Origin of the sequence: Vreelandella venusta (assembly GCF_015689495.1) — a bacterium.
GTDB lineage: Bacteria > Pseudomonadota > Gammaproteobacteria > Pseudomonadales > Halomonadaceae > Vreelandella > Vreelandella venusta.
The window spans coordinates 4,322,092-4,335,136 of sequence record NZ_CP065135.1 but is presented as its reverse complement, the minus strand read 5'-3'; the positions used below and the strand labels follow the sequence as shown (position 1 = coordinate 4,335,136).

Sequence of the window (13,045 nt, the reverse complement as noted above, 5' to 3'; positions counted from 1 at the left end):
AGCGTTTGTTTTGTTTGATCTTTTATATCGTTTTCGATTTTTTGGCACATCAAATGCAAAAGTCTTGGTACTTGATAAGAGAGAAAACCATAGGAATTGGTAAGCCGAAAGGCCGTCTTTCTTATTACTTAAGCAGTACCTGAACAGCGATCTAGGAGACGGAACATGATGTCCAAGGAACTACTCAAGAAAGCTGGTATTTTAAGTGTAGCGTTCGGTTTGGTTGCTAGTCCTGCAGCATTCGCTCAAGAGCCAGCAGACCCAGCGAACAACATTACCCCTGATGAGCAGCCTGTTGAGGCTCAATCTGAAAATACAACAGGTCCAAGCAATTATGATAGCCAAGAGTTGAACCAGGACGAAGGTGATAATGTCAGTGACATGGAGCCTAGTTCAACGAGCCATGACGACTCAGAGCCTGGCTACGACAGCGCAGATGAGTTGCCTGAAGAGAATGGCGGAATGTAACATTAACTTTGGTTACTAATCTTTTCAAAAGGTAATAAAACTCTTACGCTTAGGGATGAGCTATTCAGAGGCAAGGATGTCAAATTGCACGGATGCTCCTAGATTCAAGGATTGAATCTTTCGACGGTCAACACGCTAGTTAGGGTTAATTCCAAGGCTGGAGTCCCTCAAACGGATAGGAAGCTAGTGTTACGTATCGCGATACTAAGAGTGCTCAAGACCCCACTTCGGTGGGGTCTAATTTTTTGTGTATAGTATAATCATTGTTACGCTACAAGCTGTTTACTCCTTGGTGTAGGTTTTTGTACTCAATTTTTTATATCAATTTGAAATAATTGAATTTTATTGTTTCATGGTCTTTTTTGATGTTAGGTACAGCTATTTAGATAACGCGTTTCGCGACTGACAAAAGAAGATGCCTTGTATCATTGCACTGTCGGTTGCCTCATACAGTCAGGAGCTTTTATTTATGTTGTTGAAATCGCTTGTTAAAAACACGGTAGTTGTGGGCTTATTGTTGGCAAGCTCTATCGCGGTTGCACACTCTTCCATTGAGCTGAATAAAGAGCGTGTTGAAAACCAGGAAATTATTCAGCCTCAATCTCGTAACACATCGGGCCCTGCGACCTATTCAGCTAAGGATTTGCTCAATGACAATGAGAATACTCTGATATACACGCCTTCAAGCCGTGCCAGTAACGCTGATGATGACTCTAAAGAGAGAGCAGGCTATCGCGCTGAAGAACTCAACCGTGACGAGGGCAGCAGTACACGCTGGTAAGGGTGCTATAGTCAAAAAACCCCGCTTCGACGGGGTTTTTTTGACTAAGACGCTTATCAGTTGATCGCGTTAATGCTGGTGATGGTGATCAGCGGCGGTGCTTCCTTCTTGGGCGCTTTGAACCCAAACTTCTATTTCAATATCGTCTTGCTGGGCAAACTTGAGCGTGATGGGAAACCGGTCACCTTCTGCTAGTGGCTGATGTAATCCCATTAGCATTAAGTGATAGCCGCCACCTGGCCGCATTGTCAGCGTTTCATCTTTCGCGATTTCGATAGCATTGACGTGGCGCATTTTCATCATATCGCCTTCCATCTGCATATCATGTAGCTCAACACTTTCGCTCACAGGGGTCTGAGCGCTGACCAGCGTGACGGATTCTGTATGAGCCGTTATATCCAGGTAGGCAGCACCATTTACCACGCCGGGAGGAGTTGGTGTGGCAAAAGGATGAGCGATCCTTAATTGGTCGGTTTGAACGTCGTGAGCCGACGCGAAAGAGATTGAGCCAGTGAGGAGAGCCGTCAACCAGAGTGCGCGGGTCAGCATGATTGTATTCCTTGTAGGGGCCTTATCTTGTTAACAAGGCTTATGCTTAATCTTGAGAGTCGTCGTAAAGCCAAACAACCTTAAGGTAACAAATAGGTTGTATCAGCGTTATAGCGATTAAGCCATCAGCGCTGAGGCGTAATGTCGCGCGTACCGCGGTAGTGGTCGTCCCACATTAATACAGCGCCTGCTACTGCGCCGGGAATTAAGAACAGGTTAGCGAGAGGAATCCAGGTCACTAGCATAATCAAACCGCCGTAGGTAAGACTTGGCCACCACCGTTGCGATAGCCGTGCACGCATGTCGCGAAAGGTAATCTTATTGTTATCCATGGGGTAATCTAAATACGTGATTGCCATGATCCACGCGGAAAAGAGGAGCCACAAAATAGGGGCTATCAGGTTGAGGCCAGGTATCCAACTAATGATAAACAGGATCACCATGCGTGGCAGAATATAACCGAGTTTGACTAGCTCGCGTCCCAAGGCATCGACAGCGGTTTTAGCGAGTCCGCGGTCATCTAGGGGTTCACGCCCTGTCGCTTGACGTTCTACCTTCGCTGCTAAAAAACCATAGAAAGGTGCGGCGATTAAGTGGGTGACTAGGGTGAAGGTAAAAAAGATCACCAGTAGTAGGCTGATAAAGAACAGTGGCCAGATTAGCCATGAGAGCCATTCAAGCCAGCTTGGCACCATGGTCATCGCACTATCTAACCAGCCAGAAAAGCGGCTGACTACGAAGCTAAGCATGCTGGCATAAACGATTATATTGACCACGATGGGTAGGAAAATATAGCGCCGCAGACCTTTCTGGTAGACCAAGCGAGTGCCTCGACTCAGCGCCGTCATCGCATCCAACATATTTGCTCCTTAGAAAAAACGCCCAGAGGGAATATCTGGGCGTATTGCAGGAGGAATCGCGTGCTAGGTCAAGATTTTTTAATTACCTGCGGGTCGATTGCGTCGGGGTCGCTATGGCGAATATCTAACCCTTTGACTAAGTAGACGACGTACTCCGCCAAGTTATTGGCATGATCCCCGACCCGCTCTAAGGCACGTAGTACCCACATAATGCTAAGTACGGAGCTAATCGAACGTGAGTCTTCCATCATAAAGGTCATCAGCGAACGCATGGCGCTACCATACTCATCGTCAACGAACTCATCTTCGCGCACAACTTGCATTGCAAGATCGGTATCAAAACGCGCAAAAGCGGTCAGTGAATCGCGAAGCATTTTACGCACGTGCTCGCTGATATGGCGTACTTCGACTAAACCACGAATACTGCCGCTACTTTCGCTCAACAGCAGTGCGTTTCGAGCAATTTTGCTGGCTTCATCGCCGATACGCTCAAGGTCAGACGTTGCGCGAATAACCGCCAGCACTAAGCGTAAGTCGGAAGCTGCGGGCTGACGACGCGCTAATACCCGCGTACATTCGTCGTCAATCTGTAGTTGCAGATCGTTTACTTGGCGGTCATTGTCTCGCACTTTCTCAGCAAGACGGCTGTCACCTTCCAGTAGCGCAAAAACAGCATCTTGCACTTGTTTTTCCACCAGACCGCCCATGGCCATCAGGTGGGTTTTTAGCTCTTCCAGCTCTTGGTTGAACTGGCGAGAGATATGTTGGCTGTGGCTATCGCTCGTAATATCCATTGAGCACTCCTGACGTGATGTCTTTGGGGCCTAGGTAATGCGGCCAGTGATGTAGTTTTCGGTGCGTTGTAAACGCGGGTTGGTGAACACTTGATCCGTTGGCCCGTACTCAACGAGTTCACCGTGCTGCAAAAAAGCCGTGTAGTCAGAAACCCGCGCGGCTTGCTGCATATTGTGAGTAACCAGCACAAGCGTTAGCTGTGATTTAAGGTTACGAATTAGCTCTTCAATTTTCAGCGTTGAGATCGGGTCTAAGGCTGACGCTGGTTCATCGAGTAGCAGTACATCCGGCTGAACGGCAAGCGTACGAGCAATAACTAAGCGCTGCTGCTGGCCGCCAGATAGCTGCCAAGCCGAGCGGTGCAGGCGATCTTTAACTTCATTCCACAGCGCTGCCGATGTCAGTGCCCATTCGATAATGTCGTCCCGCTTGCGCTTGGGTAAGCGCTGCTGTAGACGCAGGCCAAAAGCCACGTTTTCATAAATCGACATGGGAAAAGGATTGGGGGTTTGAAACACCATTCCAACGCGCCGTCGTAACTCGGTAACATTCATGTCTGGGGCATGAATGTCCTGACCTTCAAGCTGAATATGGCCGCTGTGTGTTACCGATTCATTAAGGTCGTGCAGTCGATTAATCGCGCGTAGTAGTGTCGACTTTCCACAGCCTGAAGGGCCAATAAAAGCCGTTACACGGTGGCGTGGTAGGTCTAATGTTAGATCGCGCAACGCCACTTTCCCCGCATAAGCGAGGTGAAACTTTGCAATGCTCAGGCAACGCTGTTCGGCAGGAAAATGCGTCACGGGTGCGAGAGCCGCTTTGTTGGACGATAAAGACGCTAACATTCGTTTCCTCGCTGGCGCCTCAGATAATGACGCAGAAATATGGCAGTTAGGTTAAGCACGAGTACGATTAATACCAGCAGTAGCGCGGTGGCGAAAACTAGCGGAATGGCGGTCTGTACATCTTCACCATGAAAAGCGGTATCAAATAAATGATAGCCGAGGTGCATAAACTTACGCTCTAGATGAAGGTAGGGAAATTCACTATCTACAGGCATTTGCGGCGCTAGCTTGGCGACGCCCACTAGCATTAGCGGTGCCACTTCGCCCGCGGCTCTGGCGACGGCTAAAATCACTCCCGTTAGCATGGCGGGTGTTGCCATGGGCAGCACTACCCGCGTTAACATTTCTAAACGTGTCGCCCCCAGTGCAACGGCACCTTCCCGCTGGGCATCGGGTATGCGTGCTAGCCCTTCTTCGGTAGCGACAATCACTACAGGTAGCGTGAGCAGGGCAAGTGTTAGCGAGGCCCAGAGAAGGCCGCCGGTGCCAAATGTGGGGGAGGGCAGTGCATCGCTGAAAAACCAGCTATCGATAGAACCGCCTACTCCGTAGACAAATACGCCAAGGCCAAATACGCCGTAAACGATTGAGGGCACGCCTGCAAGGTTACGTACGCCAATGCGAACTAAGCGTGTTAAGCGGTTTTGATGAGCGATTTCGTTTAAGTAAATGGCAGCGAGAACCCCAAACGGAGTAACGATTACTGACATCAGAATGACCATTAAGACAGTGCCAAAAATGGCTGGCCAGACACCTCCGCCAGTATTGGCGGCGCGTGGCCCTTCACTTAAAAATTGCCAGATGCGTTGTCCCCAGGCGATGGTTTTTTGCCCCCAAGACATGGCATTTGGCGATTGAAAGTAGGTGACACTTGCCAGCGGTTGGCGAAGTATTTGACCATCCGCAGTGGCTAGTACTAATGTGCCAGGGGGTCGTTGCTGAGCGGGTAAGGCAAGTGCATCATGGATGAAGGTCCAGGCGGCTTGTTCTGTTAACCGTTGATCGCCGCTCTCCACCATCATTAAACGGCCTATAAAATCACCCCAAGGGGAGCGCGTTAAGCGAATCAGGTCGGCTGGCTCGGCCTGCTGGCTAATCTCATCAATGGCAATCCACCGCCAGTTGCTTCCTGTAACATCCTGATTGCCTGTGAAATAGAGCCGTTCTGTCCCTGCTTCTTTGGGCAGCGCCACTTCACGAACTGCCTGTCCAATGACGGTATCGCCTGACTTGAGGGTAACTTCCTCTAACGATGCTGGCCAAAAATGGCCTAACCCCCGAATCGTCAACAGCGTTAATAATGCTGCCAACATTAATAACGAAAGTGCCACGCAGGCAGCACAAAGCCAAGGCCAGAGCCCGCTACTGCCCATTTTAAAATTGACGTTTGAAAAAGTTGCTCGCTGCCAACGCATTAGAGTGTGCTCCCTAAACGTTGATAGCGTCGGCGCAATCGCTGTCTGACAATTTCAGCCAACGTGTTCACCACAAAGGTAAAAATAAACAAGGCCAGCGCTGCTAGTATCAGTAAGTGATAGGTCAGCCCGCCTGGAGAAGCTTCGGGAAGCTCAATGGCGATAGAGGCTGATAGCGAACGTAGTCCTTCAAACGGACTGGCACTAAAGAGCGCGGTGTTACCGCTGGCCATTAACACAATCATGGTTTCGCCTACGGCGCGGCCAGCGCCAATCATCACCGCTGAAAAGACGCCAGGGCCTGCCGTGGGTAGGGCAACTTTCCAGAGTGCTTGCCAGCGGCTAGCGCCTAGCGCTTGAGCGCCTTCCATTAAGGTAGAGGGCACATCGGCAAGTGCATCTTCCGCAAGTGAATAAATACTGGGAATCACCGCGAACCCCATCGCAATACCCACAATCAATGCATTTCGAGTGGCGTAATCAAGTCCGTACCGTTGATCAAGCAAGCGTCGCAGGTCGCCGCCAAGCCAGTGTTGTTCAATGATGGGAGCTATCCATATTGCCAGTGCAGCCATGCCAATTAACCAGGGAATAAGCCATAAACCTGCCCAAGAAAGCGGTAGTCGTTGGCGAACGCGGGCGGCCGTCCGATACCATAGGTATCCCGCTAAGGCGGCGCTCAGTGGTAGCCAAATAATGATTATCAAGGCACTGGCTAGGTTTTGTTCCACCCAGGGGGCAAGTAATAAACCGGCAATGAAACCGATAACAACGCCAGGCACCGCTTCCATCAACTCAAGCGTTGGCTTCAAACGGCTACGGAGCCGCGCGGACATAAATAGCGCAGAGTACATTGCCGCGCCTAGGGCAATGGGCGTTGCGAATAGCATGGCGGCCAGCGCGGCTTTTAGCGTGCCCCAGGCAAGTGGGGAGAGTTTAGCGAGGCTGAACGTGTCGCCAAAGGCGAGTAATGGTAGCGTTTCCCAAAAAAGGAATACGCCAATCGCTAATATAGCCAACAAAACACCGATGCCACCGGCGGTGATAAGCCCGGTGGCAAGTCGGTCTTGTATATGGCGCAGCGGCTGACGCGAAAAGGGTAGCCGAGGAGGAGTCATGTGGACATCATAGAAAAGCGAAAGCCATCACGAAAATAAGCATGCATGGTTAATTCTCCTTACCCTATCGTTTTATTGTGACAATTAAATGACAGTTCACGGGCGTTGGCGCTGAGCATCACGTAGCTGATTAGGCAGAGGCACAAAGCCCGCTGCTTTGACAATCTGCTGGCCCTCTTCGGAAAAGATAAGTGCCAGAAAGGCTTGCTCCACTGGTGGCAATGACTCGCCGGGTGGCAGGTTAACGTAAAGATAGAGATCACGTGATAATGGGTACTCTCCTTGCTGAATAGAGTGCTCGTTGGGAGCAACGGCAACGCCAGATTCATCGACGAGGCTTAGTGCGCGCACCATTGGGGTTAAATGGTTGTAGCCTGCATAGCCGATGGCATTGAAGGACTCTCCTACCGCCGCGATGACTGCCGACGACCCTGGGTGTTCACTGATATCTAGGCGGAACTCGCCATCGCACAGGGCTCTTGCCTGAAAGAGGCCATGAGTACCTGACGCTAGGTTACGACCATGCAGGGCTATTTGGCCATAGGGCCAATCTGTCGCCGGCATCAGCGTACTCCAGCGCCGGATGGGGCGGGGAGCTCCGCAAGCGAGACTAGTTGAAAAAATCGCATCGACTTGTTGGAGTGTCAGGGTATCCAATGGGTTATGGCGATGGACCGCCACGACTAGCGCGTCCCTAGCAACACGAAGCTCAAGCGGTGGATAACCGTAGCGGTCAATAAACTGCTGGCGCTCTGCATGGGTCATGGGACGTGACATCGGCCCTAGGCGGGTGGTGCCAGCCACTAAGGCCGTTGGCGCACTGGCTGAGCCACCAGCCTGAAATTGCAGATTGATATCCGGGTGGCGGGCGCTCAAGGCTTCGCCCCAGCGCAGCACTAGGCCTGCCATGGTGTCAGAACCGACGGCACCTAACGTGCCGCTCACCGAAGTTGGCTGCCCCCAGGCAAGCGTGCCTGCCATTAAAAGCCAACCAGTCAGAAGCAGTAGCAGTTGATGTTTGCTCACACGTCGTAAATTGTAACGCTTCAAACGACACCCCTCTTGTGATTAACTATTACCAGCCTATTGCGATGCAGCAACATCACAACAATAACCTTTTGAAGCGACCACCTTATGACACCGCTGGACACCGATTTGGACGATGTACCTGCTCCGCAGGGGCAGCTCACCTTAAAGTTACTGGCTTCTCGGCAAGATACCAATCTCTATGGTGATATTCCGGGGGGGTGGTTAGTCAATCAGATGGATCAAGCCGCCGAATTAGCCGCGGGCCGAGAGGCAGGCGGTCGCACAGCGACCGTGGCTATCGAAGCGATGGATTTCTTAAGCCCGGTACGCGTGGGCTCTATGGTGAGTGTCTATACCTGCGTGCAGGAAATAGGCCATAGCTCAATTAAGATTGATGTTGAGGTATGGGTGCGTCCCCCTCATGGCCGCCATTTGGAAGAGCGGCAGAAAGTGACCGAAGCGCGTTTTGTGATGGTCGCGTTGGATGATAATGGGCGTATCCGTGCGGTGCATAGCTGAGAGATTGGTTGACCATTAACATCGTAAAAGGGCGCCTTGGCGCCCTTTGTTGTGTCGCTACTAAAAGTTGGCGAAATTCCTAGACGCCGACATTGTCGCGGTTTTTCAGGTAGGCGTATTCGCCGACATCGCTGAATGGGCGCAGTAATTTCTGGAAGGCTGAGTAAGAGTCATAAACACGGCGAGACTCTTCGTCACTGTCTACTTGGCGCTGGATCGCGGCTTTTGAAGATTCATACAGCGCTGCCATCACGTCGTCTGGGAAGGTACGCAGTTGAACACCATGTTCATCGACCAGCGTTTCCAATGCCTGAGCGTTACGGAAGGCAAATTCGCTGATCATGGCGAGGTTAGAGGCGCGCGCAGCCTCACGGATCACGTCTTGCAGATCTTCTGGCAGAGAATTCCAAGCGTCTAAATTGACCGTGCCTTCCAGCACGGCTGTCGGCTCGTTCCATGCGGAGGTGTAGTAGTAATCTGCCACTTGGTGAAGGCCAAATGCCATATCATTGTAAGGCCCAACCCAGTCCGCTGCATCAAGCGCGCCGGTTTGCAGTGAGGTAAAGATTTCTGAGCCCGCCATAGTGACGGTACTGACGCCAATGCCGTTCATCGCTTCGCCAGCAAGGCCTGGGAGGCGAAGTTTTAGGCCCTGCATATCGTCTAGAGAGTTAATCTCTTTTTTGAACCAGCCGCCCATTTGCGTGCCGGTATTACCGACCGCAAAAGGCTTCAGGTTGTGGTTGGCGTAGATCTCATCCCACAGTTCCTGGCCGCCACCGTTATACAGCCACGCATTCATTTCGGTGGTGTTCATGCCAAATGGCACAGCGGTGAAAAACTGTGAGGCCGCGACCTTGCCGCGCCAGTAGTAGGATGCGGAATGGCCCATTTCTGCGGTACCCGCAGCGACTGCATCAAATACTTCAAGTGCAGGCACAAGTTCACCAGCACCGTGCACACGTATGCGCATGCGGCCATTGGAAAGCTGCTCAACCCGACGCGCGAAGTCATTGGCACCTGTGCCAAGTGCTGGGAAGTTTTTCGGCCAGGAGGTCACCATATCCCAGGTGTAGGTTTCGTTGGCGCTCGCAGTGGAAACAAAAGGCGCAGCAGCGACACCGGCGGCACCGAAGCCGGCGGTTTTTAGAAATTGGCGGCGTTGCATGGCGGGCATAACTCCGAAATTATCTGATGTTTTTTATTAATGCGCAGTGAGCGCAGTGTCCATCAGCCAGTATGCGCTAAGCAGGTTTTAATCGGCAAGTACTCGCCTACAGCTTTACGCTTACGTTAACACCGCTCAAAGTGGGACGAGTTTGGCAAACCCTAGTACGAGCCATTTCACCCCCTCACCTTCAAAGCTGACCTGTACGCGGGCGCGAGCACCTTCGCCTTCTGCATTTAGAATGATGCCTTCGCCAAATACCGGATGCATCACCCGCTGGCCAACATGCAGGGCAGGCAGGTCGCCGTCGCTTTCAACCCGCTGTTGCGCAAAGCTTGAACGTGAGGCAGTAACGGGGCGGGAAATATGGCCACGTAGGCGGACTTCTTCCAGTAGGTGGGGCGGAAGTTCGCGTAGAAAGCGCGATGGCCTGGGAAATACCTCTTTGCCGTGCAGGCGGCGGGTTTCGGCATGGGTCAGGTAGAGTTTCTGCATCGCACGGGTAACGCCGACATAGCAAAGTCGTCTTTCCTCTTCGAGCCGCCCTGGCTCTTCGATCGACATTTTATGAGGAAATAGGCCCTCTTCAACGCCGGCAATAAACACCACGGGAAACTCTAAGCCCTTGGCAGAGTGCAGAGTCATCAGCTGCACACTGTCTTCAAATTCATCGGCTTCATGGTCGCCGGCATTAAGTGCTGCTTCGGAAAGAAATGCTTCCAGCGCTGCCATGCCTTCGCCTGCCTCTGGGGTCTCGAAGGCATCGCCATGGGTAAAGGCGCGCGCAGCAGTCACCAACTCTTCCAGGTTTTCTACCCGCGCTTGGCCTTTTTCGCCGCGCTCGCTCTTGTGATGCTCGATCAGGCCGGTATGCGTAGTGATGTGATCGATAATTTCATGCAGCGGCAAGCCAGATGCATCGTTGTCTAATTGTTCGATGAGGTTGGCAAATGTCTGTACCGCGTTGGCTGCACGGCCTTTTAGCGTGCCGTCTTGGATGGCATCGTGCAGCGCTTGCCACAGTGAAATGCTTTGCTCCCTGGCGCGATGGCGCACAATTTCTACCGTGCGGGTGCCAATCCCGCGGGTGGGCACGTTAATCACGCGCTCCAAAGAGGCATCATCATCACGATTAAGTAGTAGGCGCAGGTAAGCTAAGGCATTCTTGATCTCTAAGCGCTCATAGAAGCGATGCCCTCCGTAAATACGGTAGGGCATACCTTGGCGGATCAGCGTCTCTTCCAGTAAGCGCGATTGAGCATTAGAGCGGTAAAGAATGGCAATGTCGCGGCGATTAAACCCTTCATCGACTTTCTCTTTGATGGTATCGACGATATAGCGGGCTTCTTCTAAATCGTTAAACCCGGCGTAGACAGAAATAGGGTCGCCTTCGACACCGTCAGTCCACAGATTTTTACCCAGCCGCTCACTGTTATGACTGATCAGCGTGTTAGCGGCCTCCAGAATCGCGCTTGTGGAACGGTAGTTCTGCTCTAGGCGTACGGTGTGAGTGTTAGGAAACTCCTCCTCAAAGCGGCGAATATTTTCCACTTTAGCGCCGCGCCAACCATAAATGGACTGGTCATCGTCGCCGACGGCAGTCATTGGTGTTTGCAGCCCAGTGAGTAGTTTTAACCACGCGTATTGCAGCGTATTGGTGTCCTGAAACTCATCGACTAATACATGGCCAAAACGCTCGCGGTAATGGTTTAGCAACGGCGGGTTGTCACGTAACAGCTCTAGGCTGCGCAGTAATAGTTCACCGAAGTCTACTAAGCCGCCGCGTTCGCAGATAAATTGATAGCGCTCATAAAGCTCTACCATCTGGCCAAGATAACCATCGCCGTCCACGTTGACTTGGTGGGGGCGAAGACCTTCCTCTTTGCAGCCAGAGATGAAGCCTTGCACCTGGCGGGGCGGAAAGCGTTCATCATCAATGGAGTAATCTTTGAGCATCCGTTTTACCAACCGTAGCTGGTCATCGGAGTCGATAATTTGGAAGTGTTGTGGCAGTCGGGCATCCTGCCAATGGGTGCGCAGTAGGCGATGGGCAATAGAGTGAAACGTGCCGACCCATACATGCCGCATGGAGAGGCTCAACAGAGCTTCCAGACGAGTGCGCATTTCACGTGCGGCCTTGTTGGTAAACGTGACCGCCAGCAGGGAGTAAGGCGAAAGCCCTTCGGCCTGCATTAGCCAAGCTATACGATGAACCAGCACGCGGGTTTTACCGGATCCGGCACCCGCCAGTACCAGTAAGTTACCTTGGGGTGCGCTTACTGCCTCGCGCTGGGCAGGGTTGAGCTGATCAAGTATCGCCGTGACGTCGTCCATATAAGCCGCTGCCGGTTCGAAAAATGGGCAGTCAGTTTAGCACAGCCAGCGAACTGGCTGTGCATACAGTTGAATAGGCAACTACGGCTCTTCAGGATAACGCAGCGTATTCAGACTCTTCTTGACCGCTTTCAGCTGTTCAGCCAGCTTCGGGCCACGTGTTTTGGCAACCCCAACGGCGAGGACGTCGATAAGCACCAAGTGGGCAATTCGTGAGCTAAGCGGCGTGTAGATTTCGGTATCTTCATGCACATCGATATACAGCGGCAGACTCACTTCGTTGGCCAGCGGTGAATCGCTTGGGCAAAGGCCAATAACGGTAGCACCAGCTTCGCGTGCTAAGCGAACGCTAGCGACCAGTGCTTTGGTTCGGCCTGTTTGTGAGATGGCGACCACCACATCACCCTCTTTTAGCGTGACTGCCGACATATTTTGCATATGCGGGTCTGCATAAGCGGAGGTCGATATCTGAAGGCGAAAGAACTTGTGCTGGGCATCGAAAGCCACGGCGCCAGAGGCGCCAAAGCCATAGAACTCAACGCGGTTTGCCATGGCGAGAGCGTTAACCGCACGCCCGAGAGCATCATTATCAAGCCGGTCACGCACCGATAAGAGCGTGCCCACGGTGGAGTCGAAAATGCTGTGGGAAAACTCGGCAACCGAGTCGCTATCGTTCATCGAGAACTGGGCAAACTGACTACCACTGGCGAGCATTTGGGCTAGTTGGAGTTTAAAGTCCTGAAACCCGTTACAGCCGAGCGCACGACAGAAACGCACGACGGTGGGCTCGCTAACTTTAGCCTCTGTTGCGAGGTCGACAATCCGCATATGGATGACCTCGTCTGGGTTGCGCAGCACGAACCGCGCAACCTTTTGCTCGGAGCGACGAAAGTGCTCCATGCGGCGTCTCATTTCATCGAACAGGGCGCGGCTCACATTAAGCTCCTTAAATTCTCTTTATTACTTATGCTGACATACTCACGACAGTATGCCTGAGTGCCTTCTGCAGCGTCTGTTGCAGAAAGCACGATGCAGAAACATTATAAATGCGATTGACTCATGCGTTTAAACGCCGTTAGGGCATTTCAGCTGGATTCGTCATCATTTTGTCAAGTAGGTTATAGTAAGAAGTGAAGTGCCGCACTGCATCATTTAAATAAACAG

General features: G+C 52.0%; 13 protein-coding genes. 3 read left to right on the top strand and 10 right to left on the bottom strand.

Going from position 1 to position 13,045, the window contains the following annotated elements:
- Nucleotides 1-165 precede the first annotated feature (165 nt).
- Together IR195_RS19945 and IR195_RS19940 are read left to right on the top strand one after the other, a co-directional pair.
- Nucleotides 166-468, top strand: coding sequence for a hypothetical protein (locus tag IR195_RS19945; RefSeq protein ID WP_206048426.1), 303 nt, complete (start codon nt 166-168; stop codon nt 466-468).
- A gap of 469 nt (nt 469-937) precedes the next feature.
- Nucleotides 938-1,249, top strand: a complete 312-nt coding sequence (locus IR195_RS19940; RefSeq protein WP_206048425.1) for a hypothetical protein — start codon at nt 938-940, stop codon at nt 1,247-1,249.
- Between the two features lie 69 nt (nt 1,250-1,318).
- Here IR195_RS19940 and IR195_RS19935 read toward each other — a convergent pair whose 3' ends face one another.
- The 7 genes from IR195_RS19935 to IR195_RS19905 all read right to left on the bottom strand — a co-directional run bounded on the left by IR195_RS19935 (nt 1,319) and on the right by IR195_RS19905 (nt 7,881).
- The gene (locus IR195_RS19935; RefSeq protein ID WP_172422398.1) at nt 1,319-1,798 is read right to left on the bottom strand and encodes a copper chaperone PCu(A)C; all 480 of its coding nucleotides are present in this window, start codon (nt 1,796-1,798) and stop codon (nt 1,319-1,321) included.
- Nucleotides 1,799-1,923: 125 nt separating this feature from the next.
- The gene (gene cysZ, locus IR195_RS19930) at nt 1,924-2,658 is read right to left on the bottom strand and encodes a sulfate transporter CysZ (RefSeq protein WP_125753122.1); all 735 of its coding nucleotides are present in this window, start codon (nt 2,656-2,658) and stop codon (nt 1,924-1,926) included.
- Between the two features lie 68 nt (nt 2,659-2,726).
- Nucleotides 2,727-3,452, bottom strand: a complete 726-nt coding sequence (gene phoU / locus IR195_RS19925) for a phosphate signaling complex protein PhoU (RefSeq protein WP_172422397.1) — start codon at nt 3,450-3,452, stop codon at nt 2,727-2,729.
- A 30-nt stretch (nt 3,453-3,482) separates the two neighbouring features.
- A complete protein-coding gene (gene pstB / locus IR195_RS19920) occupies nt 3,483-4,298 on the bottom strand; it encodes a phosphate ABC transporter ATP-binding protein PstB (RefSeq protein ID WP_206048424.1) in 816 nt (271 codons plus the stop codon).
- On the bottom strand, nt 4,292-5,713 hold the full coding sequence (gene pstA / locus IR195_RS19915; protein ID WP_125753113.1) for a phosphate ABC transporter permease PstA: 1,422 nt from the start codon (nt 5,711-5,713) through the stop codon (nt 4,292-4,294). The genes pstB and pstA overlap by 7 nt, the downstream gene beginning before the upstream one ends.
- A complete protein-coding gene (locus IR195_RS19910; RefSeq protein WP_125753110.1) occupies nt 5,713-6,831 on the bottom strand; it encodes an ABC transporter permease subunit in 1,119 nt (372 codons plus the stop codon). The genes pstA and IR195_RS19910 overlap by 1 nt, the downstream gene beginning before the upstream one ends.
- Nucleotides 6,832-6,927: 96 nt before the next feature.
- Nucleotides 6,928-7,881 (bottom strand): PstS family phosphate ABC transporter substrate-binding protein, encoded by a 954-nt coding sequence (locus tag IR195_RS19905; protein ID WP_206048423.1) that lies wholly within the window; start codon nt 7,879-7,881, stop codon nt 6,928-6,930.
- 84 nt (nt 7,882-7,965) lie between these two features.
- Here IR195_RS19905 and IR195_RS19900 point away from each other — a divergent pair, with 84 nt between their 5' ends.
- Nucleotides 7,966-8,379 (top strand): acyl-CoA thioesterase, encoded by a 414-nt coding sequence (locus IR195_RS19900; protein ID WP_125753104.1) that lies wholly within the window; start codon nt 7,966-7,968, stop codon nt 8,377-8,379.
- Nucleotides 8,380-8,458: 79 nt separating this feature from the next.
- Here the strand turns inward: IR195_RS19900 and IR195_RS19895 are convergent, their stop codons facing one another.
- The 3 genes from IR195_RS19895 to hexR form a co-directional block, all read right to left on the bottom strand.
- Nucleotides 8,459-9,547, bottom strand: coding sequence for a TRAP transporter substrate-binding protein (locus tag IR195_RS19895; RefSeq protein WP_125753101.1), 1,089 nt, complete (start codon nt 9,545-9,547; stop codon nt 8,459-8,461).
- Nucleotides 9,548-9,682: 135 nt separating this feature from the next.
- A complete protein-coding gene (uvrD, locus tag IR195_RS19890) occupies nt 9,683-11,881 on the bottom strand; it encodes a DNA helicase II (protein WP_206048422.1) in 2,199 nt (732 codons plus the stop codon).
- A gap of 81 nt (nt 11,882-11,962) precedes the next feature.
- Nucleotides 11,963-12,817, bottom strand: coding sequence for a transcriptional regulator HexR (gene hexR, locus IR195_RS19885; RefSeq protein ID WP_125753094.1), 855 nt, complete (start codon nt 12,815-12,817; stop codon nt 11,963-11,965).
- Nucleotides 12,818-13,045 lie beyond the last annotated feature (228 nt).